This is a genomic window from Serratia sp. A07, from assembly GCF_058725505.1.
Genome location: NZ_JBZXDO010000221.1, coordinates 1 through 735, shown reverse-complemented (window position 1 = coordinate 735; position 735 = coordinate 1). Strand labels below are relative to the sequence as shown.

The following is a 735-nucleotide window of genomic DNA, read 5'->3' as shown; positions in this document are numbered from 1 at the left end:
CCCTTTGCCTGGCGCTGCCTTCGCTGACTCAGGCGGCCAACCTCGGCACGGTGGGCGATATCTGGCCCATCCGGGAGCATGACCTTTTGAGCGTTATTCGTGAGCGGCTCGGTGAGCATTTCGCCGGGAAAACGCAGGAGCGTATCCAGCAGGAACTGCGTGACCGCGTCACGGATAGCGTGTTGAACCCCGCCCCCATCGAGGGGGTGCGGCGTGCCGAGGTCAGGGTGGTGCGGACGTTCGATCCGGCGTTCGTCGTGCAAAAAGACATTGCCGACGACAAGGGGAACGTGTTTGCCCGCAAGGGGCAGCGGGTGTCGCCGTTCGACGTGCTGCCGACCTTCAACCAGACGCTGGTGTTTATCGACGGACGCGATGCTGCGCAGCTCTCCTGGTTCAGGCAACGCCCACGGCCGGGCGTCATGGACAAGCTCATCCTGGTCGGGGGCAACATCAGAGGCAGCAGCGACGCGCTGGACGTGCGCGTCTATTTTGACCAGGGCGCCGTGCTGGTCAACAAGTTCGGCATTCGCCGGGTGCCGGCCATCGTTGACCAGATGCCGGGGAAAAAACTGCTGCGCATCACCGAAGTGGCCGTGGCCGATGACGGTCAGGAAATTAAAAAAGGACCCAAATCATGAAGATCAAGACGACTGCACAGGCTGTCGTGGTCAGCGTCGCTGCAGCGCTGTTTACGCAGCTGCCGGCACATGCCTCGCCGGGCGCGGTGAGCTT

General features: G+C 62.7%; 1 protein-coding gene. It reads left to right on the top strand.

The features are described from left to right. Window positions 1–641, top strand: a 641-nt coding sequence (gene traW / locus AC4PR2_RS29380; protein ID WP_492176110.1) for a type-F conjugative transfer system protein TraW, incomplete at its 5' end; no start/stop codon positions are given. Window positions 642–735: the final 94 nt, after the last annotated feature.